Source organism: Rhizobium indigoferae (assembly GCF_034554815.1).
GTDB lineage: Bacteria > Pseudomonadota > Alphaproteobacteria > Rhizobiales > Rhizobiaceae > Rhizobium > Rhizobium leguminosarum.
In genome coordinates this window covers 356726-382119 of record NZ_CP140638.1, presented here as the reverse complement: position 1 = coordinate 382119, position 25394 = coordinate 356726, and the positions used below count along the sequence as shown (strand labels likewise).

Here is a 25394-nt window from a genome sequence, read left to right as displayed (position 1 = left end):
AGGCGGATCAGCGCGTTTGGGGCGGGGTCCTCACCAAAAGCTTCCCCGGCTTGTCACCTTGGCATCGCGACCGCAACTCACTCCATTACGGCCATGAACGCCGGGACCTGCTGTTCAAAGAACTTCGAGAACGAGGCGATCCGGGGCGGCAGCACCTGATAGGGGGGGTAATACAGGGTCAACCATAAGTCTGGCGGCGCCCAGTCCCGCAGGACGTGGACGAGCCGTCCGGTCCGCAGATGCTCGGCCACATGGAACTTGGGCAGCATGGCGACCCCGACGCCGTCGGCCGCCATCCTCGCCAACACCTCTCCGCTATTGGCGCTGAATGCCCGGCCCGCAGAAATCGTGGCGCTACCACTGCCGTCCGACAGCGTCCAGGTCTCCCGCTTGCTGTCACCGCTATAGGCCAGGCACTCGTCTGGAATGAGCTCGTTCGGATGCTTCATGTCGGAAAACCGGCTGCCTGGCGCTGCGACGAGGATACGGCGCACGACGGTGATCTTGCGCCAGATCGTGAACTTGTCCGAGGGTGCCGCGGAAATGCGGATTGCCAGATCATAGTCGTCATCGATGATGTCAACGAGTCCATCCGCAAGCGAGATCTCGAAGCTGATCTTCGGGTAGCGTTCCTTGAAGGCCGAGAGGATGGGCGGCAGGACCTGCTGGCCGAACCAGGTCGGCGCGCTGATTCGCAGGCGGCCATGATCGGCCTTGTGGGTATTCATCACGTCCTTGCGCGCGTTGTCCAACGCCTGCACCGCCGGGTGAATCTGGGCGGCGAAGATCGCGCCGTCGGTCGTCAGCGACACCTGGCGCGTGGTCCGCACGAAGAGTTGCACGCCCAGGTCTTCTTCCAGGGCCGCGATCGCCCGCGTGACGGCGGCTGGGGTCATGTCGAGCTCGCGTGCGACCTGCGCGAAGTTCCGTTTCTCGGCGGCCAGCAGAAAGGTTCGAAGCAGCTTGTAGTCGTTCATTGATTATTTCACCTGAGGCAATTCACTGACAATTATTATTGCAATTCCGACCGGCGATCAACGGGCGTAGGTTTTCAATCACACCAGACAAACAACGCAGCCGCGGAAGGGCGAGCATTATGATCAAGGATATCAAGGGACTGCATCACATCACGTCGATGGCCTCGGATGCCCGGCAGAACAACGCGTTCTTCACGGACACGCTTGGCCTGCGCCGCGTCAAGAAGACCGTGAATTTCGACGACCCCAACGTCTACCACCTCTACTACGGTGATGAGGCCGGCACCCCCGGCTCCGTCATGACCTACTTCCCTTTTCCCGACGTGATGCGCGGCCGCCCAGGCGTTGGCGAAGTCAGCGAAACACAGTTCGCAGTGCCTAAGGGCTCACTCTCCTTCTGGCAGGATCGCCTGTCGGCAAAAGGACCCGTCAACCTGCTTACCGACACTGCCTTCGGCGCTGCCCGCCTCCTGTTCAAAGGGCCGGACGGCGAAGGGTTTGCCCTCGTCGAAACGGAAAATGATGGCCGCAAGGCCTGGACTGGTGCCGGCATCGACGAAAGCGTTGGCATCCGCGGCTTCACCGGTGCTAAGTTCCGCCTGCATGACACCGCTGCCACGTCCGAACTGCTTGGGTTCATGGGCTACCAGCGCGCCGAAACGGATGGTGCCGTCACCCGCTTCATCATCCCCGGCGGCAATGGTGCGGATACGATCGACCTCGAGGTCCTTACGAACACACCTTTCGCAAGGCAGGGCGCAGGTTCGGTGCACCACATCGCGTTCGCCGTCGAGAACCGCGCAAAGCAGCTCGAAGTCCGCAAGGCCCTGATGGACACGGGTTACCAGGTAACACCTGTCATCGACCGTGATTACTTCTGGGCCATCTACTTCCGGACACCCGGCGGCGTCCTGTTCGAAATCGCCACGAACGAACCCGGTTTCGACCGCGATGAAGATACGGCGCACCTCGGCGAGGTTTTGAAGCTGCCGGCACGGTACGAGCCTTATCGTGAACAGATCGAGGCCGGGCTGGCACCGCTCGCCGCCTGACGTCGCTTTCCAACAATACGGCGGCATAACTTTCAAGACGTGCCGCCTTCCCTGCCTCATTACCTACCTTCAACTCAGTCAAAGGAAGATACGAGATGTCCAGCAAGCTTCAGGTCCTCACCCCGCAGAACAGTCAGATCATCTTCATCGACCAGCAGCCGCAGATGGCTTTCGGCGTTCAGTCGATCGACCGCCAGGTCTTGAAGAACAATGTCGTCGGTCTTGCCAAGGCCGCCAGGATTTTCAACATCCCGACCACAATCACCACTGTCGAGACCGACAGCTTCTCGGGCAACACGTTCCCGGAACTGCTCGCCGTCGTTCCCGAGAACGACATCCTTGAGCGCACATCGATGAATTCATGGGACGACCAGAACGTCCGCGACGCACTTGCCAAGCAGGCTGCCAATGGCCGCAAGAAGATTGTCGTCGCCGGCCTCTGGACGGAGGTCTGCAACACCACCTTCGCGCTCTCTTGCATGAACGATACCGACTACGAAATCTACATGGTTGCGGATGCTTCCGGCGGCACCTCCGTCGATGCGCACAAATATGCGATGGACCGCATGGTGCAGGCTGGCGTCGTTCCGGTCACCTGGCAGCAGGTCCTGCTCGAATGGCAGCGCGACTGGGCCCGCAAGGAAACCTACGACGCGGTCACGTCGCTGGTGAAGGAGCATTCCGGCGCTTACGGCATGGGCATCGATTATGCTGTTACGCATGTCCACGGTGGTACCGAACGCGTCAAGCATGGCAAGCGGATCGGCCCGAACCCTGCCAAGTAAACCGTCAATCACTCCGGCCGGCTGCGTCCTGCCGGAGTGATTTTCTTTCACCACGCGAGGTACCCCCATGAAACTCTATCTTCTTTCACTTGGTGCCGGCCTGCTGGTGGGCGTGATCTACAGCCTGCTCAATGTCCGCTCGCCTGCCCCGCCTGTCGTCGCGCTCATCGGGCTGCTCGGCATCCTTGTCGGCGAGCAGCTCGTGCCGCTGGCAAAGAGCATTTGGGCTCGCGAACCTGCCGCCGTCTCCTGGCTTCATCAGGTCAAGCCGCACATGTTCGGTCACCTTCCGAAGGGCGGGAAAAACGTGGTGGCGGTGAACCCACCCCATGTAGATTCAACATCGGGGAAAAGCTGATGACGACGCGCCGCACATTCCTGGGCGCAGCATCGAGCCTCGCCTTTTCAAACTTGTTTTCACCGGCCAATGCCGCCGATCCCAGCAAGACCGGAGCCGCTTCCATGTACGCAGACATCGTTCTTCACAATGGATTGATCACGACGCTTGATCGCGCGAATCCGAACGCCACCGCAATCGCCGTCAAGGACGGCCTATTCATGGACGTGGGCACCGACCGTGACGTCATGGTGCTTGCCGGACCCGATACGAAGATCGTCGATCTCAAGGGCAAGCGTGTATTGCCTGGTCTGATCGACAACCACACGCACGTCGTGCGCGGTGGCCTGAACTTCAACATGGAGCTTCGCTGGGACGGCGTGCGGTCGCTCGCCGATGCGATGGACATGCTGAAACGACAGGTGGCGATCACGCCTGCTCCGCAATGGGTGCGTGTCGTCGGAGGCTTCAGCGAACACCAGTTCGCGGAAAAACGCCTGCCGACGATCGACGAGATCAATGCTATTGCACCGGATACGCCTGTCTTTCTGCTGCATCTCTATGACCGCGCACTGCTCAACGGTGCAGCGCTCCGCGCCGTCGGCTATACCAAGGACACGCCGAACCCTCCAGGCGGCGAGATTACCCGCGACGCCAACGGCAATCCGACGGGCCTTTTGCTTGCCAAGCCGAATGCGGGCATTCTCTATTCGACTTTGTCGAAAGGGCCCAAGCTTCCGTTCGAATATCAAGTCAATTCCACCCGCCACTTCATGAGGGAACTGAATCGGCTGGGCATCACCGGCGTTATCGATGCCGGCGGCGGTTTCCAGAATTACCCGGACGACTATGCGGTGATCCAGAAGCTCTCGGACGAGGACCAGCTTACAGTACGTCTGGCCTACAATCTCTTCACGCAGAAGCCGAAGGAAGAGAAGCAGGATTTCCTTAACTGGACGCAGTCGGTCAAATACAAGCAGGGCAGCGATTATTTCCGTCACAACGGCGCCGGCGAGATGCTGGTGTTTTCCGCCGCGGACTTCGAAGATTTTCGCCAGCCCCGCCCGGACATGCCGCCGGAAATGGAAGGCGAACTGGAGGACGTCGTTCGAGTCCTCGCTGAAAACCGCTGGCCCTGGCGGCTTCACGCCACCTATGACGAAACGATCAGCCGCTCGCTCGATGTGTTCGAGAGGGTCAACAAGGACATCCCGCTCGAGGGACTGAACTGGTTCTTCGACCATGCAGAGACGATTTCCGATCGCTCGATCGACCGTATCGCAGCGCTCGGTGGCGGCATCGCCACGCAGCATCGCATGGCCTATCAGGGCGAATATTTCGTCGAGCGATACGGCCACGGTGTTGCAGAAGCGACACCGCCGATCAGGCGCATGCTCGATAAGGGCATCAACGTCTCCGCCGGTACCGATGCGACGCGCGTCGCCTCCTATAACCCCTGGGTCTCGCTTTCATGGATGGTGACCGGCAAGACCGTCGGCGGCATGCAGCTCTATCCCCGCGCCAATTGCCTCGACCGTGAAACGGCGCTGCGCATGTGGACCGAGAAGGTCACTTGGTTCTCTAACGAGGAAGGCAAGAAGGGCCGCATCGAGAAGGGCCAGTTCGCCGATCTCGTCGTGCCGGATAGGGACTTCTTCACCTGCCCAGAGGATGAGATCTCGTTTCTGTCCTCGCAGTTGACCATGGTCGGCGGCAAGATCGTCTTCGGTGCGGGCGACTTCAAGCCACTCGACGAGAACGACGTGCCTCCTGCGATGCCGGACTGGTCTCCCGTGCGCACGTTCGGCGGCTACGCGGCATGGGGCGAACCGCAGGGCGCAGGCATGAACTCCTTGCGCCGTACCGCAATCTCGACGTGTGGTTGCGCCAGTTCCTGCAATGTCCATGGTCACGACCACGCCGGCGCCTGGACATCGAAGCTGCCGATTGCCGATCTCAAGGGCTTCTTCGGCGCGCTTGGTTGTGCCTGCTGGGCCGTGTGACGCCGCGCGGTATCGCGCCCAAATTGAATGGGCAGCGGCTTCCGCTGCCCAATTTGCTCTATCAGATCGTTTATTGCGATAATCGCAATTAAATCGAAATAATTGATGCAATTGTTGGCGGTAATCTTTCTGGCCAATATCGCTCCACCAGCGGCAAACAAAGCCGCTTGTTTTGATCGACAACACGACAGGAGCAGACATGATTGATCATTTTTCGTCCAGCCGTCACCGGGGCTCTCTTTTTGCGCGGATCATCACTGCACCAGCGACACGGTTCGTCGCGCTCCTCGCTCTCTGCGCGGCCTATATCCAGGGGCCGCTCACCAAGCTCTTCGATTTCCAGGGCGCAATCGCTGAAATGAACCATTTCGGTCTGCATCCGGCGGCATTCTTCGCGGTCGCCGTTATCGCCTTCGAACTAGTGGCTTCGGCCATGGTGGTATCGGGGATCCTTCGCTGGGCAGGTGCGCTGGCGCTCGCCGGGTTCACACTCTTTGCTACCCTTATCGCCCTTCGTTTCTGGGAGCTGCCCCCGGGCATGGACCGCATGATGGCAACCAATGCCTTCTTCGAACATCTCGGGCTCGCTGGCGCTTTCATCATTGTCGCGACAATTGATCTGACCAAGGGAGCTGGCAAATGAGCACTACCAAATCCTCCGGGAGCAGCTTTGCCCCCCTTGCCCAGCCCGTCTTTGCAGTTCTTTGGGCGGCAACCGTCCTCGGAAATACCGGCAGCTTTATGCGCGATGTCGCCAGTTCCTGGCTCATGACCGATCTATCGGCCTCGCCGGCGGCCGTCGCGCTGGTGCAGGCGGCCGGAACCCTGCCGATCTTCCTCCTGGCGATACCTGCAGGCGTGCTCACCGATATTCTCGATCGCCGCAAATTCCTGATCGCCGTGCAGATCTTGCTCGCGTCGGTCAGCGTAAGCCTCATGATCCTGGCAAATACCGGCATGCTTTCGGTCGGTGCGCTGATCGGCCTGACCTTCCTTGGCGGCATCGGCGCCGCGTTGATGGGGCCGACCTGGCAGGCGATCGTACCCGAACTGGTGAAGAGAGAAGACGTCAAGAACGCCGTCGCGCTCAACTCGCTCGGCATCAATATCGCCCGGTCGATCGGGCCGGCTGCCGGCGGCCTGCTCCTTGCTGCCTTCGGCGCGGGCGTCACCTATGGCGCGGATGTTGCGAGCTATTTCGTCGTCATCGCGGCGCTCGTCTGGTGGCCGCGGGCAAAGAACGCGAATGATGCATTGGCGGAAGGCTTCTTCGGCGCGTTCCGTGCAGGCCTGCGCTACACCCGCGCCAGCAAGCCCTTGCATGTCGTACTTTTGCGTGCGGCGATCTTCTTTGCCTTCGCGAGTGCCATCTGGGCACTCCTGCCGCTCGTCGCCCGAGAGTTGCTCGGCGGTGACGCAGGCTTCTACGGTATCCTGCTTGGCGCCGTTGGCGCCGGCGCGATCGGCGGCGCATTGCTCATGCCTAAACTGCGCGAGCGTTTTAATGCCGATGGCCTGCTGCTCGGTGCCGCTGTTATCACAGCACTCGTCATGGGCGCTTTGTCGCTCGCGCCGCCGAAATGGGTCGCCATCATTGTTCTGCTCTTTCTCGGAGGCGCCTGGATCACTGCCCTGACCACGCTGAATGGCGCAGCGCAGGCCGTGCTCCCGAACTGGGTCCGCGGTCGCGGGCTGGCGGTCTATCTCACCGTCTTCAATGGCGCGATGACGGCAGGGAGCCTTGGCTGGGGTGCCGTTGGTGAAGCTGCTGGGGTGCCGGGAGCGCTGCTGATCGGCGCGGTGGGACTGCTCGTTGCAGGCTTCATCATGCATCGTTTAAAGCTGCCGGCCGGCGACGCGGATATGGTGCCGTCCAATCACTGGCCAGAACCCTTGGTCGCCGAGCCTGTCGCCCACGACCGCGGACCTGTTCTGATCCTCATCGAATACCATGTCGAAAAACATCATCGCACAGCCTTCCTGCATGCGCTGGATGAGATGTCCCACGAGCGACGCCGGGACGGCGCCTACGGATGGGGGGTGACGGAAGACTCCGCCGATCCGCGAAAGATCGTCGAATGGTTCATGGTCGAATCCTGGGCCGAGCATCTTCGTCAGCACAAGCGGGTTTCAAATGCCGATGCTGACCTACAGGGCCAGGTCCTCGCCTATCACTCAGGAACGGACAAGCCGGTCGTCCGGCATTTCCTCGCAATCAACCGGCCGGGGGCCGCCTAGCAACGCGGGAGAGCGGCATCCCCACTACCCTCGAATCACAGCCATCAAAGGATCACGGTACGCGACAATGATCGAGAATTTTCCTTCCATCACCCGCCGCAGCGCATTGCCTTCCGGCGCTGCCACCGCAGCCGCCATGGCACTCCCCACATCTTTCGGGTTTGCTGCCAACATTTCTTCCACCCCCACCTCAATCAAAGGAGACAATAGAATGGGCTACATCACCACCAAGGACGGCGTCGAAATCTTCTACAAGGATTGGGGTCCAAAGGATGCCCAGCCGATCGTCTTTCACCATGGCTGGCCGCTCTCGTCGGACGATTGGGACGCACAGATGCTGTTCTTTCTGTCGAAGGGTTACCGCGTTGTCGCCCATGACCGCCGTGGTCACGGCCGCTCTGCTCAAGTTTCTGACGGTCATGACATGGACCACTATGCCGCCGATGCCTTCGCCGTGGTCGAAGCGCTCGATCTGAAAAATGCCGTTCATATCGGCCATTCGACCGGCGGCGGAGAAGTTGCCCGCTACGTTGCAAAATTTGGCCAGCCCGCTGGCCGCGTTGCCAAGGCCGTTCTGGTTTCCGCCGTCCCGCCGCTGATGCTCAAGACCGAGACAAATCCGGGCGGCTTGCCAATGGAAGTGTTCGATGGCATCCGCCAGGGCGTAGCTGAGAACCGCGCGCAGCTCTTCATCGATTTTCCCACTGGTCCGTTCTATGGTTTCAACCGCCCTGACGCCAAGGTCTATCCGGGCGTTATCCAGAATTGGTGGCGGCAGGGCATGATGGGCAGTGCCAAGGCCCATTACGACGGGATCAAGGCCTTCTCCGAGACGGATCAGACGGACGACCTGAAGGCAATCACTGTTCCGACGCTCGTTATGCACGGCGACGACGACCAGGTCGTGCCGATCGACAACGCGGGCAAGCTTTCCGTCAAGCTGGTGCAGAACGGCACGCTGAAGGTCTATCGGGGTTATCCGCACGGAATGCTGACAACCCACGCCGATGTCCTGAACGCCGACCTCTTGGCATTTATCCAGGCCTAATTGGACTTTCCGGGTGGGGCCATTTTGGCCGCGCCCGGATCCGGACACACAAGCTCGACCAAAAAGGCCATCGCCGTGAGTTTTTTTCGTTCTGAAGCTTAGCTCAAGAGCAGTGCTGCGCGATTGTGTTTCCGTCAGTGTCGGTTGCGCAAGCGCCAAGTCGCAGGAGGCACTCCCTCGGCCCTCGTGAAAGTTGCGACGAATTCATGTTTGTCCGGAAAGCCGCACTCTGCAGCGATCCGGGCAATAGTTTCACCGGTTCTGCTCAGTTGCGATTGGGCTCTGCTCATTCGATATGACGCGACCCATTCCGAAACTGACTGTCCGGTCGTGCTCAAAAATCCGGAACAGAGCTCATCGACTGAAAACCCGCACGCTTCGGCGATCTTATCGACCGGTGTGCCGCCTGATAGGTTCGCAGCTATGTACGCCTTGATGCGCTTTTCCTGCAGCGGAGACAACTGACCGGTGCCCGACAGGTGCTGGATGGGCGACCGTCCGTAACGATGCGCAAGATGGGCACTTAACGCTAATCCGATATGAGGAAGCAGTGTGTCTCTGACCTCGTCGGGCATGTCGAACATCGGCATCAGTGCAGCGCCGATATTGCGGACCACCTGATCGTCAATCCCGCGGCAGGTTATGAGGTCATCAATACGCGGCTCGCCTGCTTCTTCAAAGAGCTCGATAAAAAGCGCGCTTGGGATATGAAAGGCGAGTGCTTCGAAGCGGCCACGAACCGAAATTGCGGCGCCATTCCTCAGACTGATGAGACACATAGAACCTCTGGAATAGGTCTTCAGAGGCGTCCGTGCTCCGTCCGGCAGGATGTCGCGATGATCAACGTCAACGAGATAGAGCATGACCAGAAAAGCGTCATCAGCCGGCAGGAAGATTGTGCGTTCGCCATTATCATAGGAGTGCTCAAGATGGACGACAGCGAGCTTGGCTTCGCAAAGAGGCCTGATTACCAGCGTCCTTGCGGCATTAATCCCAAAACACGCCGCAATTCTCTCACTGACGGTCAACGCTTCACTCACATGTGTCTCGATCATCCTGGCTGGGGACTGTATAGCCGTCCCGACGAGATGCTGCGCTTCAAAGTTTCCTACACAGATTTCAAACGGCAATATTGAACAAAAGGATCCTCGCGGGGCCGATTTAACAAATTGTCGTGTGGCAACTTAGCGTGGGAAAGCTACCAAGCCGGCATGTCCCGTGTTCGAGTGTCTAAAAATGAAAGAAGTGCGTCGTGGTCCAAGTTCTCCCCCTCCGCCACCAATCTTCCACTGGAAACTCGACCGACGGGTTCGGGTGCTCGTTGAAGCAGTTGTCGATCAACCAAACCCTACCTGGTTCAGACATCGATATCTTTCGGAAGGCGACAGTCAACACTAAACTCGATCAGGTTATGACACCGGCAAGCGATCGAGGTTTCGTCGTGGGGGTTTCCTCGCTCGGTGGCCACACGCGGCGCATCTTCCACGAACATCGTGCGGAAACTCACGACTTTACCGAGAACTCGATCTATATTCGCAACCTTTCGGAAGCCTACAAGGCGGATCTCCGCGGTCCTTTCGATTTCGTATTGTTTGAAATTTCACCAGCGTCCCTCGGCAAGATTGCCGATGATGCTGAAATGCCCGGCGTGACGTCGCTGTCAGTTGAGACCGCGTCAAAAGATATTGTGCTTGCCAATCTCGCTCGGGCGCTGATCCCGGCACTCGAAGAGCCAGACGAGGCCAACGCGCTGTTCGTCGAGCAAATGACGACGGCCATCGGAACCTACCTGGTCCAGCGTTACGGCGGCCGGCCAACGGTAGCCTCCGATAGGTCGGGCAGCCTTTCGCGGACGCATGAGGATCTCGCGAAAGGTTTGCTTCTTGAGAACCTCGACGGCAACGTGTCAATTTCCGAAGTCGCGCAGATGTGCAATCTGTCGCGCGGCTATTTCATTCGCGCCTTTCGCGAGACGACCGGCATGACGCCCTATCAATGGGTCCTTCGTGAGCGAATAGACCGTGCCCGCAACCTCCTGCGGAACTCAGATACTCCGCTCGCCGAAGTGGCCATCGCCTGCGGCTTCGCGGATCAAAGCCATTTCACGCGCGTCTTTGCAGGTATCGTCGGCACCACGCCTGGCAATTGGCGGCGTAACGCCTGATCCAGACGCGCCCTCTTGGAAGATTCGTCGAACCGGAAGCTCTCGGATCGGCACATCGACGCTGTCCGATACTACAAGACGGCGGGGTGCAGGGTATATGCCCGATCCGTGACCTGCATTTCACAGATACGGCCGAACTTGCTGCGAGCTGATTATGTTCGAAACCTCGACAAACCCCACAATCGCATCATCTCCGCTGGAGCTGATATTTCTACCGGGATCACGTAGGGGTCCTGAGATCGTAGCGCCGTGACGCTCTTGCGCTTCTTGATCGGAAGCCCGTGGCCCATGTTGCTGACCGAATAGAGGGCCACTTTCAGCTTGCCGCTCACCTTCCACGACTGCAACCTGCCCCATGGCCTCTCCTCCAAACGGCCGCTGTTTTCTGCAATGCCTTGGACTTCGAGCCATTGAGCAACACAGGCGAGCGCGTTGACGGGCTTGACTACCCGGTCTTCCATGCCCTGCCAGATGGTTATCGCAGGCCATGCCTCGGCCTCTGGCGAAATCTCAGCGATGGGCCTTCCCCATCCGCCCGGCGGCGGCGTCGCACCTGACTTCATCGCGCGCAAGGCCGACATCGCGTCGCGGGCAGATCCGAATGGCATGCCGGCGATGATCGCGGCGCCTGCAAACAATGAGGGATAGTTCGCGACAAGTGCGCCCGTCATCGCCCCGCCGGCGGACAGCCCCGCGACGAAGATCCTCGACCGGTCGATGCGATGTCGCTCGCATATGTGCTCGACCATCTGCTTGATTGAACGCACCTCGCCGCGCTCTCGAGCAACCGCGCTTGGTCGAAACCAGTTGAAGCAATTTTGCGGATTGTTTGCTCTCGTCTGCTGCGGATAAAGAAGAGCGAAACCGCGCTCTTTCGCGAGCTTGGAGAAGCCGGCCGCGACATCCAGACCTTCGGGAGTCTGATGACAGCCATGAAGCAAGACGACAAGAGCGGGGTTCTTCGGCAGCCGCGTCGTCGGGACGAAGGATTTCATCACCAGGCGGCCCGGATTGCTTCCAAACGCGGTTGTCTCGATCAAAGTCGGTTTCGCGGGACGGGATGTTGAACGTTTCGTTCTGCTTCGGGTCGTTTCGACAGCTCTCTCGATCCGCTTGCTGATTTTCTTTTGGGCTCTGAGGGCCTTAAATAGCGATCTGCCGAAACTGAACTTCATACGTCAAGGTCCTCAACCTGCGATAGGAGCGTTCGCAGACCCGGCTGCGGGGCGTCACGCCTGCGTACTGCTCGGTTCACGGCTCTCGACGTTTTTGGAATGCCCATCGGCGGCTGCGGCTGCCGGTCCAATCCGCTGTATGGGAACCACGCGGGACCATCGTTGTTCCCTAGACCGTGGCTTTCTTGTCAGCGTCGCTAGAAGAAGGGAACTTGGCCGTCACAGAGACGATGTTTTCATCAAGCCATTGCCTTCTCTTCAGCACGATTTGTTTGGAGGGGAGCGCTGGCGGGCGCCGTAGCTGCCGGCCTCGGCGATAGTCAGCAGCGATTTGAAGGCCGCCGATTCGCATTCTCGAAAGCGATTTCGCGAATGAGTCCTTCGCCGGAAGACAGTGCCCCCGGGCTCGGGGCGTGCGTGATGAGCGAGATCGAGTCGGTGCAGACCTGGAGTAGTCAAGTTGTCCGCGTTCCTCCCACGCCGGATTCGCTTTGGCCTTATGCCGCGACGCGGCTATGGTTAGGATGCAAGATTTGCGAACTATTATTCCTACGGCGCTGGCCGGCGAACAAGGCAGACATGACTATTCAACGTACGAGCTTTTATGTCATGCTAGCGCTGGTGACGATCGCGTTCATCTGGCTGCTTATCCCCTATTACGCGGCGGTCTTCTGGGCGGTGATACTTGCGATCATCTTCTTTCCAGTACACATGCAACTGGCGCGTTTGCTAGGTGGCCGCCGCAGCATCGCTGCCCTGCTGACCGTGCTGATGTGCGTTGGTCTCGTCATCGTGCCGGCATTGCTTATTCTCGCTTCTCTCATCCAGGAAGGCACCAGTCTTTACCAACGGATAAGCAGCAACGAAATCGACCTCAATGACTATCTGGTCCGGATTCAGAATGCCTTGCCCGCCTTCATCGACAACTGGCTGAATTCAATGAAGCTGGGCGGCTTCGCCGAATTGCGCGCGAACATCTCCTCAGGCGCAGTACAGGCAAGCCGGTCTGTCGCCGGCCGCCTGCTGAGTTTTGGTCAAAACGCGCTGCAGTTCTTCATCAGCTTCGGGATCATGCTTTATCTGCTTTTCTTCCTCTTCAGGGATGGCGCTGACCTCGGCCGAACGATCCGAGATGCAATCCCGCTGAACGACGACTATACCCGACAGTTTCGCGACAAGTTTTCCGCTGTGGTTCGGGCAACCGTCAAGGGGAATATCATCATTGCTATGATCCAAGGAACGATCGGTGGCGTGGCATTCTGGGCTCTGGGAGTCGAGGCCGCCCTGTTGTGGGGCGTCACGATGACGTTCCTGTCGATGCTGCCCGCAATTGGAGCAGCGCTCGTGTGGATTCCGGCCGCCATCTGGCTAGTCCTCACGGGCGCCTGGTTGAAAGCATCGATCCTGGTCCTCATCGGCGTATTTGTTATAGGGCTAATCGATAACCTGCTGCGTCCGCCACTGGTGGGTCAGGGGACGCGGCTGCCCGACTATGTGGTGTTGATCTCGACGGTCGGCGGTATCTCCCTGTTCGGCATCAATGGTTTCGTCATTGGCCCCCTGATTGCCGCCTTGTTTATCGCGGCATGGTCGCTTTTCGCCGAACAGCAGCGCGCTGAAAGAGCAAAGTCCAAGGATATAAAATGACAGTTCCACAGGTTCCCGGCACTTTGGGACGGGAGTGACAACGCGCAGGTGGTTGGAGAGCTCGCGAGCCTGTGTGATAGATGTGGTGGCTCGGCTAATGCCGATGCCCTGACTCGAGAGCACTCATGTCGAAAATCCGTATCCACCATCGCACGATTTATCACTACCGATATGCGGTCAATCTCAGGCCTCACCGGCTGATGTTGAGGCCCCGCGAGAGCCCCGATCTCCAGCTGCTGTCGCATGAGGTCTCGATAACACCACAGGCCCAGGTCAGTTGGGCGATCGATGTATTCGGCAACGCGGTTGCCACCGCGGTTTTCGGCGAAATGACCGATGTCCTGTCCGTTGATAGCGTCGCGCTGGTCGACCTTATCGCCGCAGCATGGCCGGTCTTTGCTATTGCAGGCTCCGCCCTCACCTTTCCATTCCGCTATTCGGCCGAGGAATGGACGGATCTCGGCGCGCTGACGGCTCGTCAGTATGCCGACCCGTCCCAGCAACTTCAGCGGTGGGCACAAGGATTTGTCGCAAGCAATTCGACAGACACGCTGTCGCTTCTCAAGGACATAAGCGCGGGAGTGTCTTCATCGATCTCCTATCAAAGCCGCGAGGCGGAAGGCACACAGACGCCGACCCAAACGCTTGACCGCCGTTGGGGATCATGCCGCGACTTCGCGATACTGTTTGCTGAAACTGTCCGTTGTCTGGGCTTCGGAGCCCGTATCGTGTCGGGATACCTGTTCAATCCCGATCAAATATTGCTCGGTTCGCAGAATCAGGGCGCGACCCATGCCTGGGTCGAGGTATTCGTTCCTGGCGCCGGATGGATCACGTTCGATCCGACCAACCGCAGCATGGGCGGGGCCAATCTCATCCCTGTCGCCGTCACCCGCGATATCGCGCAATCCGTTCCCGTCGCCGGCAGCTTCGTCGGTGCGTCCGATGCATTCATATCGATGGACGTGGAGGTCGAGGTGTCCGCATGAGCTTCGCAGCAGCCCCATGAGGATTTGAGTCGTCTAGCCATTCCGGAGCACCACCTTAACGAGATTGTCTTCCATCACCATCGGAACGGCGGCCTCGACCTCAAGGTAAAGCCGATCGATGGCCTTGTCGGGAATGCGGCTGACGACCGTCGCAACTGGCAGATCGGTGGTCACAAGCCGAATTGACCTGCGTCGGAACTGACCGTGGCGTGCCCGGTTGTGGAGCGTCCACCGCTCTGCGGTTTCTGCTCTGCGCTGGTCGTTTAATGGACAGCGTGCGCCTGTTGCTTTCGCCGGGCGCGGGACCTTCGTCCGTCGATCCATCTCATTGCCGGGGTGACTGCAATACCGTGGACAACGATTGAGGTGAGAACGATAAGGAGGACCGTTGCCCAGACGGTCTCGGCATGCTCGAACTCGGCGTGGCCCGTTGCGTATGCCAGGTAGTAGATCGATCCCAGGCCCCTGATGCCAAACACAGCGATGATCAGGCTTTCGCCCGGCGGATGCCCGGAGCCGATCAGACTCAGCCAGCCAATGACCGGACGGACAAATACGATCGCCAGGAGGGCGACGACCGCGACCCTCCAATCAATTCCCCCGAGTAGCTGACCGCTTGCCGCGATCGAACCGAGGCAAACGAGTAGAACCATCATCAGCAATCGTTCTATTTGCTCGGCGAAATCATGCAGTTGCTCATGAAAATCATGGTCCCGTTCACTCGCTCTGAATGCGACCGCCGCAAGAAAGACGGCGACAAAGCCGTAGCCACCAACCAGTTGCGTCAGCCCATACGTGGTAAAGGTCATCCCCAGTGCGACGAAGCCATCCTGCGTCTTCGCAAGGCTGCTTCCTCTCATCCTGAACGACAAAAAGCCGAAGGCCTTCCCCAGCGCCCATCCCACGACGCCGCCCGCGGTCAGTCTCCAGAACACATCCAGAAATGCCCAATGCTGCAAAAGAGCCGTCCCCTCTTTCGCGGCAAGCGCCAGGGCGATGGCAAGGTGGACGAACGGGAAGCTCAGGCCGTCGTTCAGACCGGCTTCGGATGTCAAAGCAAAGCGGACCTCGTCCTCCTCACCCGTTTGTGGTGGCCCGACCTGCACGTCACTGGCGAGCACCGGATCGGTCGGGGCAAGGCAAGCCCCGAGCAAAACAGCAGACGCCACTCCGAGACCCAGTATCCATGACCCGAGCAATGCCAAAGCGCCGATCGTCAGCGGCATGGCTATGCCGAGGAGCCGCCATGTCGTCATCCACCGTTTCCATCCGATCGGACGGTCGAGTTTCAACCCCGCACCCATCAAAGCGACGATGACGACAATCTCGGTCATCCGCTCAGTAAATTCACGGTTTTCCAGTGGATTGAAGCGCGGAAGAAGTGGGAACGGCGACCATGCAAGCAGTGCGCCGATGGCCAGGCACGCGATTGGAAGCGACAATGGGAGCCTTCTCATCATCAGCGGCAACCAGGCCGTGAGAAGGACGACAACACCGAGGATGGTCAGAGTGACGATATACAAATCCATTCACTCTGCCTTTGCCGATGATTCAATTCTTTCTGAAGTCGGCTATCGTGTCTCGAATGTGCCGACGACAAACGGTTTCAAGCGGACTGTACGGCTTTCTCGACATCCTGGGCAGAGTGGCCCGTTAGATCCTTGGGGATTTCAAGAAGCAGTTTGGCGGAAAGGAACTTGTGATAATGCTTTCGCAGTTCGCCCAGTGAACGCGGCGCCGAAATGACCACGAGATTGACAATCCCGCCCTCCAACACCTGCTTGTTGAGGTATTGAGCGACACCAGCGGAAAATCCGTCTTCCGCCATCTGGCTTTCATCCGGGTTCGCCGAGGTGCTTCCGTGGCGACCGCCGGAGCCTTTGGCTTCGTCGTCTATGGAAATGTCCGGCAGCGCGGTTAGACTAAGTTCGGAGCCAGTCCCGGTGTTGCGATAGAGGTCTAGTTTCTCACCGTCGGTCACGGCCACGACTGTACCTTGCGGAAGTATCATTGGATTTCCCATGAAGTTGGCTCGAGCCGCTTCACGAGGAATTTCGCGAACGACGAGAACGTCGCGTTTTCCGCGAAGAAGTATTAGAGCCGGCGATTGTGGCTTTTCGACGTGAATTGGTTCTCCCGGTCAAGCACGTCGCCACAACGCCCGCACCATATGCCGCAAAACGAGGACACGCACCCTTTCCGACTAGCTTCCCGCCATATTGAGTGGGCTCGCTGACGCGCTACTGGGCGGTGAAGAACGTCAGCAGGACCTTGCCCTTGTCGCCGAGCAAGCATACGAACCTGTCCGGCTTTCCGGTCTTTTCCTTCCGGGCGATGTAAGCCTCTCCAAGAATGACGGTCCTCACGGCCACATCCTCGACTTTAGTATCGGACTTGCTGATGGCGAGGCTTTCCATGTCCATGACAAGATCAGTAATCTCGGGCGAACGCTCCCGAAGCGCGAGAAGGCCTGTGTTCTTGCAGGCGTTGACTGCCGGATCCTCAGCTGCCTGGGCAGATGCGTTTTCTGTAAGAAGACCGACAAGGACGGCCGCAACGGCAAGTGCTACACATTTCATGGTCGTTTCTTTCGTGAAAAAAAGCCTGCGACCCGCCGGGCTTAGAGTGAACTTGGGCTCGAAGTGGCTATGCCTTATCCACGACCTTTTCGACGGAATCCGTGACGTCGCCTGGCAACTTGGGCCTTGCCTTTGGTTTCCTGTAGGACCTTTGCCTGTTGCTCCTGAGTATCAACGGCTTTGCCCACGGCCTGATGCGCCTCGCCAGCGACTTCGTTCGTGATTCCCTTAATCTTGTCTGCGGTGCTTCCCACAATTATTCCTTCGTTTGGCTGAAACGAAAGTCATGAAACCGCTATCCGTTCCACGCGTGAACGCCCCTCCGCAACGATTGCTCTTTTGAAATCGCGCAAAGGGCAAGTCAGCAGGCGAGACATCACCTGATACCCCCAGCGATCAGCTTGACGGGGATCGCTCCAGCGCACGACACGCGGAGACCGCTAGCATCAGCTTTAGCATGCCGGGCATCGGGGGTCTGGCGAAAGGTTTGCTTCTTGAGAACCTCGACGGCAACGTGTCGACTTGCGAAGTCGCGCAGATGTGCAATCTGTCGCGCGGCTATTTCATTCGCGCTTTTCGTGAGAAAACCGGTATGACGCCCTATCAATGGGTCCTTCGTGAGCGAATAGACCGAGCCCGCGACCTGGAAGATTCGTCGAAGTCTTGAAGCGATTCGAACCGCCGATCACAGCCAATCCGCGAAGTTTGCGTTAGGGTACTGGGGTCCATATGCGACCCGGACTTCCACGTAAGACAAACCACCCCCGGAGTGTCTATGTCGTGCGATAGGAACGCTACCAAAAGCCCAAAAAGCGGGGCCCATCGTAGTCAAAATCTCCGGAGGCATTATGTTGCCTGCCTAGCCGTTTTGCTTGCTCAACGCTTCCGTGGAGGTCACAACGCGCCCTGCGGCGACGGGACACCGACGCGAATAGCCTGCGAAAAAACCGGCGAAACACCGTCCTCGTGCGCCCTTGCAGCGATGTGCGCGGCCGACCGCAGTTGCGACAAAGGAACCGAGATGTCCAGAGCTCCCCGGTCATAGGCGTATTCCGGCAGGTATCCGTTGACGACGAGGCGCCAGTCCGTCGGCACGGCGTCACCTGCGACGCGCATCATCTTGACGATGGTCGTCGTGCAGTTGGTCGTCAGCGAATTGTAGAAGACGGGCGTACCCGCGAGCGCGTTTGCGTCGGAGACGTACTCGCGCAGAAGAAGCCTCGCAGCCGCCGGCGACGTCTTCAGGCGGTAGATCTGGACGTCCTCGCCGCGAAAATTGGAGCGGAGACCGATCAAATCCCTTTCGTCTGCGGCGAGGATGACCAGAGGACTGCTTTTGAAAAGGTCCGCCAGCGGTGAGAACGAACCTCCAGAAAGGCGACGCACCTCGATAGACCACGCCAGATAGTGGCCGTCGTCGAAGCCGAAGCTCATGATGACATGCGCGATGGTCGGACCTGACCAGTACGACATGAACATGTCGACGCTCTTCAGCTTGTTCAGGTCGTAACTGCGCGTCGTCCATCGTTCCGTAAAGTCGGTGGCGCTGCGCCACTCGAAATCGCGGACATTTGTCAGCGTCAACAGATCACCGTCGAATTCGCCGGTGACCTGACGTGCGACGTCCGGAGCCCACACGCCATTTGCCGGCGGTTCGATCGTGCTCCACCAGACGAGGACAAGGACGAACGCGGACGCAAACGCGAGGACCGCACGAAAGCGCCTTCTGCCAAAGAGCGCCACGACAACGGAGGCGCCAAAAAGCCCGAACAAGATGGCGCCGGCTTGCCTGCCGACCTCGGGCAACGGCAAGCGGTACCAAAGCGCGAGCGACGCCCAGGCCGATGCAAAGGCGACAAGCAACACCAGCACTGCAATGACGATCGCACGGACCGGTCGAACCATTTTGCTTTTCCAAACGAGTTTGAAGCGTTCGTCCTGATCGTTGGACCCTATCGGTTTCCGGACTCGAAGCCCAGAACCTATCCGAAGGGACGGGGCTACGGATCCTCCATTTTGGTATGGCTTGAATTCCGCTGGCGTGACCGATGGTGCCAACAGGCACGACAAGACCAAGATATTCCTCCGCGAAATCATTCCTCTCCCTCGAGAGCGTCAAAGGACGAAGGGGAAGGCCCCCAAACACGACGAATTCTCGCAGCTATCCATCTTGAATCTGCGGGTCGCGTCGTCCGCAAGCGTGATCCGGCAGATGAACGCCAGGTGATCATTGGGGTGACGGGGGGCAGTCGATGAAGGCGGAGGCGAGAACAGTATGCCTCGAGATCAATCGCGCGACTGGCCTTGCCGTGGCAACAGATCGCCGCGCAATTGGCCAATTCGATCAACTGAAGGGCCGAACACTCAAAACCAAGACGTCGTAAGGCTGGATGGCACCGGCACCGAACCACGCCCGTCAAATGACGGACGCGGCTCAGCGGGAGCGCCGGGGATCAGCCTATCCGACTGCCTTCGGCGGAGAAGAGGTGGATTTTCTCGGATTTGGGCGCGAGGTGGATTTGCTGGTCGGGCTTTAAATCCACCCGCCGATGCAGCACGATGGTTGCCGTCTGCGTGCCGACACGCACCGAAAGATGGGTCTCCGCACCGGTCGGCTCGACAGTCAGCACGGTGGCCGGAATGCCCGTCTCCGCAATGTCGAGGTCTTCCGGGCGGATGCCGTAGGTGCGCGCCGCGCTTTGGCTCAATTGCGGCGGAAGCGGCAGGGAAACACCGCCTTCAATACGGAAGCCGCCGTCGCTGACGCCACCCTCGAAGAGGTTCATCGACGGCGAACCGATGAAAGCGGCGACGAAGGTGTTATCTGGGCGGTCGTAGAGATCAAGCGGCTTGCCGATCTGCTCGATGCGGCCGGCGCGCATGACGACGATCTTGTCGGCCATGGTCATCGCCTCGATCTGGTCGTGGGTGACGTAAACGATGGTAGTGCCAAGGCGCTGATGCAGCTCCTTGATCTCGCTGCGCATGGTCACCCGTAGCTTGGCGTCGAGGTTGGACAGCGGCTCGTCAAAGAGGAATACTTTCGGATGGCGTACGATGGCGCGGCCCATGGCGACACGCTGGCGCTGGCCGCCGGAAAGCTGTTTCGGCAAGCGCTCCAGCAGGGGTTCAAGTGCGAGAATGCCGGCGGCTTCGCTCACCAGCTTGTCGATTGTCGCCTTATCGCGCCCTTGCAGCTTCAGGGCAAAGCCCATATTTTCGCGCACCGTCATGTGCGGATAGAGCGCGTAGGACTGGAACACCATGGCGATATCGCGCTCCTTCGGCGCGACGTCGTTGACGACGCGGCCGTCGATGCGGATTTCACCGCCGCTGATATCCTCTAGCCCCGCCAGCATGCGCAGAAGCGTGGACTTGCCGCAGCCGGACGGCCCGACGAGCGTGACGAACTCACCGTCCTCGATATCCGCGGAGACCCGTGGATAATGGAGGCCGCGCCGTATTGCTTCAAAACCCGGTCGATTGCTACCGATGCCATTGTCTGTCCTCCCTCACAGTTTCAATTGCCAGACGCTGGCCTCGGCGACGGCGCCGGTGAGCGTTGCCGAACGTGCGGCGGCAAGGCCCGGAATGCGTTTGGACCCCGTCCAGCGGCCGTTGTCAGCGAAGACCTCGATGGAGCCGGCATCGAGGAAGATGCGCAGGCTCGACGGTTTCGCGCCGGTGGCGACATAACGTGGCGGCGTCTTACCGGTGCGAGCGTCGAAGACAATCGCCAGACCATCGGCACTAAGTTTCACGCCTAGATCGACATCCGGATGATCGAAGGTGAGATCGAAGGCGGCGCCCGGCTCGGTAAGATCAAGTACGATCTCGACGGCGCCGGTGCCGAGCGGCACGGTCTTGCCGGCGGCAAGCGCGGTGTCATCCAGCAACTGATGGCGCAGGCTTTCGACGGCTGCGACCGGCGGGGTCAGCACGGTGTCACCGTCGAGAAGCACACGGCGCGGCAGGGTCATGGTCGTCGGGAAATCGTCCTTCTTGGAAAAATCCGACCAGTTGGCGAGCCAGGCGATGCCGACCGGCTCGTCGCCATCAACGAAGGCCTGGAAGGCATAGGCATCCGAACCGAAATCCAACTCCTGCGCGAACTCTGCCGTGAAGGTGCGGCCATCGAAACCGCCGACGGTGACGGAGGTGAGGTTGCGGCGGCCGGTGGCCGGGTCGCGGCTGGTGAGCAGACCGAAGATCAGCGCCCAGCGGGTTTCTGCGTTTTTGCCGGAAAGCGGCACCATGCAGGGGCATTCCGCCGCCGTCATGCCGAAACCGTCCTCGCGATGGATGATGCCGAGGAAGGTCCAGCCATCGGCGCCTTGCGCGTCTGCGGTTTCATAGAGCAGTACGACGCCGCCCTGCCTGTCGCGGCTGCCGAGCAGCATCTTCCAGCGGCCGTCCGGGCCTTTGAAGACATAGGGGTCGCGGAAATCGGTGGTGAGGTTCAAGCCTTCCGGGCGCAGCGGCATCACGGTTTCCGACGGGCCGGCGACAATGCCGTCGCGGCTGACGGCGGAAAGCTGGATTTGCTCTTCCGGTTGCCGATCACGCACATGCTCGGTGTAGAAGACGCGGATTTCCTCGCCTTCTGGGCCGGCGCCGGGGATCGCCGAGCCGGAGAAGGCGCCGCCGCGGCCATCGTCCTTTTCCGATAGATGCGCGGCCGGGAAGAGGAACATGGGCAGATGCGTCCAGCGGACAAAATCCTTCGAGACGGCATGGCCCCAGTGCATAGTGTTCCAGCGCGGCTCATGAGGATAATGCTGGTAGAAGAGGTGAGCGTTTCCGCCGAACCGTCCAAAACCGTTCGGATCGTTCATCCAGCCGAAGGGCGGGCGGAAGTGGTAGCTGTCGGGCACGTCGGGGGCGGCGGTGCGGGCATCGCTGTGCAAGACGCGGATGCCCTCCTTCATCACTGTTTGCGGCCGGAAGGCATAAGCGACGGAGAGCGCTGTGGTTGTCGCATCATAGGACAGCGTGGCACGACCGCCCTTCGCGAGCGTCACAGCGAAGAACTCAAATTCCCCCGTGCGGCGGGTCGAGGGCTCGCCGATGTCGTTGCCATCAACGGCGACGAAGAGCTTCGCCTCGCCACCGGGCTGGCGCGCCTTCAGCCAGAAATGCAGCACCGTGCCTTCGGGCAGCTCCGCTTCGATGGTTTCAGGTGCTGACGTTTCGGATTTTGCCTGCAGAGACATGATCAACCCTTCACGGCGGAGCCGACGAATGAACTGACGAACCAGCGCTGGAAAGCCAGATAGAGAATGAGGACGGGGATCATCATCAGCACCGAGGCGGCCATGGCGCGGTCCCAGTAGATGCTGTCCTGTCCGAAGAAGGTGGCGATGGCGACGGCAATCGGCCGAGCATAGTCGGTCTGGGTGACCAGCGTCGGCCAGAGATACTGGTTCCAGCTTTCGATGCCCATGAGGATCGAGACCGTGGCGAGCGCCGGCAGGCTGAGCGGCATGTAGATTGACCGGTAGATGCGGAAGACCGATGCGCCATCCATTTCCGCCGCCTCATAGAGTTCCTTCGGCAGCTGCGCGAAGAACTGGTAGAAGAGGAAGACATAGAGCGGGCTTGCCACCCAGGGCAGGATCTGCACCGCGAAGGTATCCGTCAGCCCCGCCCGCGACATCATGACGACGAGCGGCATGATGATGCTTTCCTGCGGGATGACATAGAGGGCGACGACCAGTGCCAAGAGCGCCGCCTTGCCGCGCAGCGAGCCCCAGGCCAGAACGAAGCCCGCCATGGAATTGATGACCAGACCCGAGACGACTGTGGTGACGAGGATCACCAGCGAATTGAACAGATATCGGCCATAGGCCAGCTCGCCGGAGAAATGGGCGATCTCCTTGTAGTTCGACAGCGTCGGGTCGCTGACCCAGAAGGCGCGGAAGCTGCCCATGTCGGCGAGGATGCGGAAGCGATCGTCCTTTAGGCTGGCGATCAGCAGCATGAACAGCGGCGAGATCATCACCAGCGCGATGACCAGGATGCAGAGGCTTTGCACGATGCGCAGGCTTGTCTTGCCGTTGCCCCTTGCAATTGCCAGCGGGGCGGGCTGGCTCAAAGCGATATCAGACATCGAAGCGCCTCAGGAGTTTGCGTTGCAGGAGCGCGATCAGAAGAACGATGACGAAGAGGATGACGGAAACGGCCGATGCGTAGCCGAGTTTCTGCTCCTCGAAGCCGGCGCGCACCATATAGTGAACAACGGTTTCGGTGCTTTCCTTGGGGCCGCCCTGGGTGAGGATCGCCACCTGCGTATAGAGCTTGAAGGCCTGGATGGTCGTGATGACCAGCACGAAGACATGGGTCGGGCGAAGGCCGGGCATGGTGACGTGCCAGAAGCGGCGCAGCGCGCTTGCCCCGTCGATGCGGGCGGCATCGTATAGTTCTTCGGGAATGCCCTGCAGGCCGGCAAGATAGATGATCATCTGAAAGCCATAGGCCTGCCAGGCTGAAAGCAGCACGATGGAGAACATCGCCCAGTTGGGGTCGCCGAGCCAGTCGATCGGCTGGATCGTGCGGCCGGAAAGGAAACCGACGATCTGGTTGAGCGGGCCGCTCGGATACTGGAACAGCGTGCCCCAGATGACGCAGACCACCACCATGGAGGTGATCGCTGGCAGGAAGAACAGGCCGCGCAGCAGGTTTTGCATCGGCAGCTTCTGGTGCAAGAGCAGCGCGGTCAGGAAGGCGAGGCCGCACTGCACCGGCAGCACCCAGAAGGTGAAGCGCGTAACGTTCCACAGCGAGGTCCAGAACAGCGGATCGGTGAAAACGCGCTCGAAATTCAGGAGGCCGACAAAGCGCACCGGCGTTGGGCGCGGCACGAGCGGTTGGTTGGTCATCGCCGTCCAGAAGGACAAGAGGAACGGCGTGATCAGGAATATCGCCAGAAGCAGAAAGGCAGGAGCGATCATCGCCATTTCCTGCCAGAGCCGCTGCTTGTCGCGGCGTTTCGCCGGACGCCGCAAGGCGGGCGTGGAGGTCTGTTGCAAAGTCATTGTTTCCTCCTCATCGGTCATCCTCCCGAGATAGTCCAGGGCCGGCCGGAGAACCGGCCCCGTCAAAACCCCTTACTGCTGCTCATCGAAGGGCGGGTAGCCGGCGTTGTCCTCGATATCCTCGTCGATCTTCTTGGCAGCGGACGTCAGCGCTTCCTGCGCGTCACCACCGTTGAAGATTTTGTCGACGGCCTGCATGAAGGCCGAGGTGATCGTCGGATAGGCCGGGTGCGGCGGACGGGCTATCGCGGTCTTGGAAGCCTGCTCAAAGGCGATGGCGAGCGGACCGCCTTGCGCATAGAGCGGGGATTCGGCGGCGAAGCTCTTCAGGCCCGGATAGGCGGACTGGGTCTTGGCGTATTCCCGGTACGCCTTGTCCTTCAGCAGGAAGCTCAGGAACTTGCCGGCGATCTCAGGGTTTTCCGAGGTCGCGGAAATGCCCCAGATCCAGGTTCCGTTCGGGCTCACGCCCTTGTCGCCGATCTTCGGCAGCGGCATGACGACGATATTGTCCTTCATCGCTGCCGATGCCTCCGCGTAGAACCAGTGGCCGCCCATGGCGAGTGCGGCCGGCTGTCCCTCGGCGTAGAACTGGTTGGTACCCGACGAAGTCGGCACGACCCAGCCCTTCTTCACCCAGTCCTGTATCATCGTCAGCGCCTTGACGCAGGCCTCGCCATCGAGCGTGCCGCCCGCCTTCCAAGTCTTGCGGTCGATCAGGTCGCAGCCGGCGCTTTCGAGCAGGGGGCCGTAGGCATAGGTGATCCACTCGGTCTTGATACCGTAACCTCGGAAGGTGTCGATCGGCCACTTCACGCCTTCGAGCTTGGAAAGCTTTTCAAGATAGCCTTCGAATTCCTCGCGGGTCCAGGCATCGTCGACCGATTTCGGAATGCGAGCGCCAATGGCTTCAAGATATTTCTTGTTGCCGTAGAGCACGACCGAGGAGTCGGTCAGGCCGATCGCATAGAGGTCCTTGTCGATCGGATAGGTGCCCTGGGCGATATTCGAATCCGTCATGTCATCGAGCAGGTCCTTGTTAATGAGCGGCTTGACCGGCTGCAGATAGCCGGACCAGACATAATTGGCGAGGAACGGAGCATCGAGTTCCATGATATCGGGCAGCTGCTTGGCCATGACGGCGGCGCTGAACTTTTCGTTATAGGCATCGTGCGGCGCGTAGATCATCTCGATATCGACATCGGGATTGGCGGCCTCGAAGCGGGTGGCAACGTCGCCATAGGCCTTCACCCAGCCGGGATCGCCCTGGTGCATAACGTGGATGACGGTCTTCGCCTCGGCAAGACTGGCGGTTGCAACCAGCGCGGCGGATGCGAAGAGCCCGCAAAGTAAACGATTACCCATT

At 59.7% G+C, this 25394-nt stretch carries 23 protein-coding genes and 2 pseudogenes; 11 read left to right on the top strand and 14 right to left on the bottom strand.

The genetic code is table 11. The features are described 5' to 3' along the window. Positions 1-77: 77 nt before the first annotated feature. Positions 78-977 carry a LysR family transcriptional regulator gene (locus tag U5G49_RS34275; protein ID WP_193445137.1) on the bottom strand — a complete coding sequence of 300 codons (900 nt, stop codon included), beginning with the start codon at positions 975-977 and terminating at the stop codon, positions 78-80. A gap of 119 nt (positions 978-1096) precedes the next feature. Between U5G49_RS34275 and U5G49_RS34270 the strand changes: the two genes are divergently transcribed. The 6 genes from U5G49_RS34270 (at position 1097) to U5G49_RS34245 (ending at position 7392) form a co-directional block, all read left to right on the top strand. Then, on the top strand, positions 1097-2029 hold the full coding sequence (locus U5G49_RS34270) for a VOC family protein (protein ID WP_193445138.1): 933 nt from the start codon (positions 1097-1099) through the stop codon (positions 2027-2029). 95 nt (positions 2030-2124) lie between these two features. Beyond that, the gene (locus U5G49_RS34265) at positions 2125-2814 is read left to right on the top strand and encodes a hydrolase (protein WP_112908193.1); all 690 of its coding nucleotides are present in this window, start codon (positions 2125-2127) and stop codon (positions 2812-2814) included. A gap of 67 nt (positions 2815-2881) precedes the next feature. Then, positions 2882-3172 (top strand): XapX domain-containing protein, encoded by a 291-nt coding sequence (locus tag U5G49_RS34260; protein ID WP_112908192.1) that lies wholly within the window; start codon positions 2882-2884, stop codon positions 3170-3172. Next, entirely contained in the window at positions 3172-5154 is a 1983-nt protein-coding gene (locus U5G49_RS34255) for an amidohydrolase (protein WP_193445139.1), read from the top strand. The genes U5G49_RS34260 and U5G49_RS34255 overlap by 1 nt, the downstream gene beginning before the upstream one ends. 199 nt (positions 5155-5353) lie before the next feature. Next, positions 5354-5797, top strand: coding sequence for a DoxX family protein (locus U5G49_RS34250; protein ID WP_193445140.1), 444 nt, complete (start codon positions 5354-5356; stop codon positions 5795-5797). Continuing rightward, positions 5794-7392, top strand: coding sequence for an MFS transporter (locus U5G49_RS34245; RefSeq protein ID WP_193445141.1), 1599 nt, complete (start codon positions 5794-5796; stop codon positions 7390-7392). The genes U5G49_RS34250 and U5G49_RS34245 overlap by 4 nt, the downstream gene beginning before the upstream one ends. A gap of 24 nt (positions 7393-7416) precedes the next feature. Here U5G49_RS34245 and U5G49_RS34240 read toward each other — a convergent pair whose 3' ends face one another. Beyond that, on the bottom strand, positions 7417-7566 hold the full coding sequence (locus U5G49_RS34240) for a hypothetical protein (protein WP_246289145.1): 150 nt from the start codon (positions 7564-7566) through the stop codon (positions 7417-7419). Positions 7567-7603: 37 nt separating this feature from the next. On the opposite strand from U5G49_RS34240, the gene U5G49_RS34235 reads away from it, so the two are divergent. Continuing rightward, positions 7604-8440, top strand: a complete 837-nt coding sequence (locus tag U5G49_RS34235) for an alpha/beta fold hydrolase (RefSeq protein WP_246289148.1) — start codon at positions 7604-7606, stop codon at positions 8438-8440. Between the two features lie 134 nt (positions 8441-8574). Here the strand turns inward: U5G49_RS34235 and U5G49_RS34230 are convergent, their stop codons facing one another. Beyond that, on the bottom strand, positions 8575-9468 hold the full coding sequence (locus U5G49_RS34230; protein WP_193445178.1) for a helix-turn-helix transcriptional regulator: 894 nt from the start codon (positions 9466-9468) through the stop codon (positions 8575-8577). A 302-nt stretch (positions 9469-9770) separates the two neighbouring features. On the opposite strand from U5G49_RS34230, the gene U5G49_RS34225 reads away from it, so the two are divergent. Beyond that, complete coding sequence (locus U5G49_RS34225) at positions 9771-10604, top strand: helix-turn-helix domain-containing protein (protein WP_193445179.1); 834 nt, start codon at positions 9771-9773, stop codon at positions 10602-10604. Between the two features lie 152 nt (positions 10605-10756). Here U5G49_RS34225 and U5G49_RS34220 read toward each other — a convergent pair whose 3' ends face one another. Beyond that, positions 10757-11779 carry an extracellular catalytic domain type 1 short-chain-length polyhydroxyalkanoate depolymerase gene (locus U5G49_RS34220; protein WP_193445143.1) on the bottom strand — a complete coding sequence of 341 codons (1023 nt, stop codon included), beginning with the start codon at positions 11777-11779 and terminating at the stop codon, positions 10757-10759. A gap of 579 nt (positions 11780-12358) precedes the next feature. On the opposite strand from U5G49_RS34220, the gene U5G49_RS34215 reads away from it, so the two are divergent. Next, on the top strand, positions 12359-13426 hold the full coding sequence (locus U5G49_RS34215) for an AI-2E family transporter (RefSeq protein WP_193445180.1): 1068 nt from the start codon (positions 12359-12361) through the stop codon (positions 13424-13426). A 125-nt stretch (positions 13427-13551) separates the two neighbouring features. Then, positions 13552-14415, top strand: a complete 864-nt coding sequence (locus tag U5G49_RS34210) for a transglutaminase family protein (protein WP_182564376.1) — start codon at positions 13552-13554, stop codon at positions 14413-14415. Positions 14416-14448: 33 nt separating this feature from the next. On the opposite strand, the gene U5G49_RS34205 is transcribed toward U5G49_RS34210, so the two are convergent. The 4 genes from U5G49_RS34205 to U5G49_RS34190 all read right to left on the bottom strand — a co-directional run bounded on the left by U5G49_RS34205 (position 14449) and on the right by U5G49_RS34190 (position 16994). Continuing rightward, on the bottom strand, positions 14449-14589 hold the full coding sequence (locus tag U5G49_RS34205) for a hypothetical protein (protein ID WP_182564377.1): 141 nt from the start codon (positions 14587-14589) through the stop codon (positions 14449-14451). An 89-nt stretch (positions 14590-14678) separates the two neighbouring features. Continuing rightward, the gene (locus tag U5G49_RS34200; RefSeq protein ID WP_182564378.1) at positions 14679-15944 is read right to left on the bottom strand and encodes a cation:proton antiporter; all 1266 of its coding nucleotides are present in this window, start codon (positions 15942-15944) and stop codon (positions 14679-14681) included. 77 nt (positions 15945-16021) lie between these two features. After that, positions 16022-16426: a host attachment family protein gene (locus U5G49_RS34195; RefSeq protein WP_112908184.1), complete on the bottom strand. Its 405-nt coding sequence runs from the start codon at positions 16424-16426 to the stop codon at positions 16022-16024. Between the two features lie 229 nt (positions 16427-16655). Beyond that, positions 16656-16994, bottom strand: coding sequence for a hypothetical protein (locus U5G49_RS34190; protein ID WP_182564379.1), 339 nt, complete (start codon positions 16992-16994; stop codon positions 16656-16658). 475 nt (positions 16995-17469) lie between these two features. Here U5G49_RS34190 and U5G49_RS34180 point away from each other — a divergent pair. Continuing rightward, positions 17470-17658: pseudogene (locus U5G49_RS34180) on the top strand (AraC family transcriptional regulator); the annotation flags it as partial. Positions 17659-17888: 230 nt separating this feature from the next. Here U5G49_RS34180 and U5G49_RS34175 read toward each other — a convergent pair. From U5G49_RS34175 to U5G49_RS34150, 6 genes and pseudogenes are all read right to left on the bottom strand, one after another. Then, on the bottom strand, positions 17889-18899 hold the full coding sequence (locus tag U5G49_RS34175; protein WP_193445144.1) for an Lnb N-terminal periplasmic domain-containing protein: 1011 nt from the start codon (positions 18897-18899) through the stop codon (positions 17889-17891). Between the two features lie 548 nt (positions 18900-19447). Beyond that, positions 19448-20493 (bottom strand): annotated as a pseudogene (locus U5G49_RS34170) (ABC transporter ATP-binding protein). Positions 20494-20506: 13 nt separating this feature from the next. Beyond that, positions 20507-22207 carry a glycoside hydrolase family 32 protein gene (locus tag U5G49_RS34165; RefSeq protein ID WP_193445145.1) on the bottom strand — a complete coding sequence of 567 codons (1701 nt, stop codon included), beginning with the start codon at positions 22205-22207 and terminating at the stop codon, positions 20507-20509. 2 nt (positions 22208-22209) lie between these two features. Continuing rightward, on the bottom strand, positions 22210-23103 hold the full coding sequence (locus U5G49_RS34160) for a carbohydrate ABC transporter permease (protein ID WP_131606548.1): 894 nt from the start codon (positions 23101-23103) through the stop codon (positions 22210-22212). Beyond that, a complete protein-coding gene (locus tag U5G49_RS34155; protein WP_193445146.1) occupies positions 23096-24028 on the bottom strand; it encodes a carbohydrate ABC transporter permease in 933 nt (310 codons plus the stop codon). The genes U5G49_RS34160 and U5G49_RS34155 overlap by 8 nt, the downstream gene beginning before the upstream one ends. Before the next feature lie 72 nt (positions 24029-24100). After that, a complete protein-coding gene (locus U5G49_RS34150) occupies positions 24101-25393 on the bottom strand; it encodes an ABC transporter substrate-binding protein (protein ID WP_193445181.1) in 1293 nt (430 codons plus the stop codon). Position 25394: the final 1 nt, after the last annotated feature.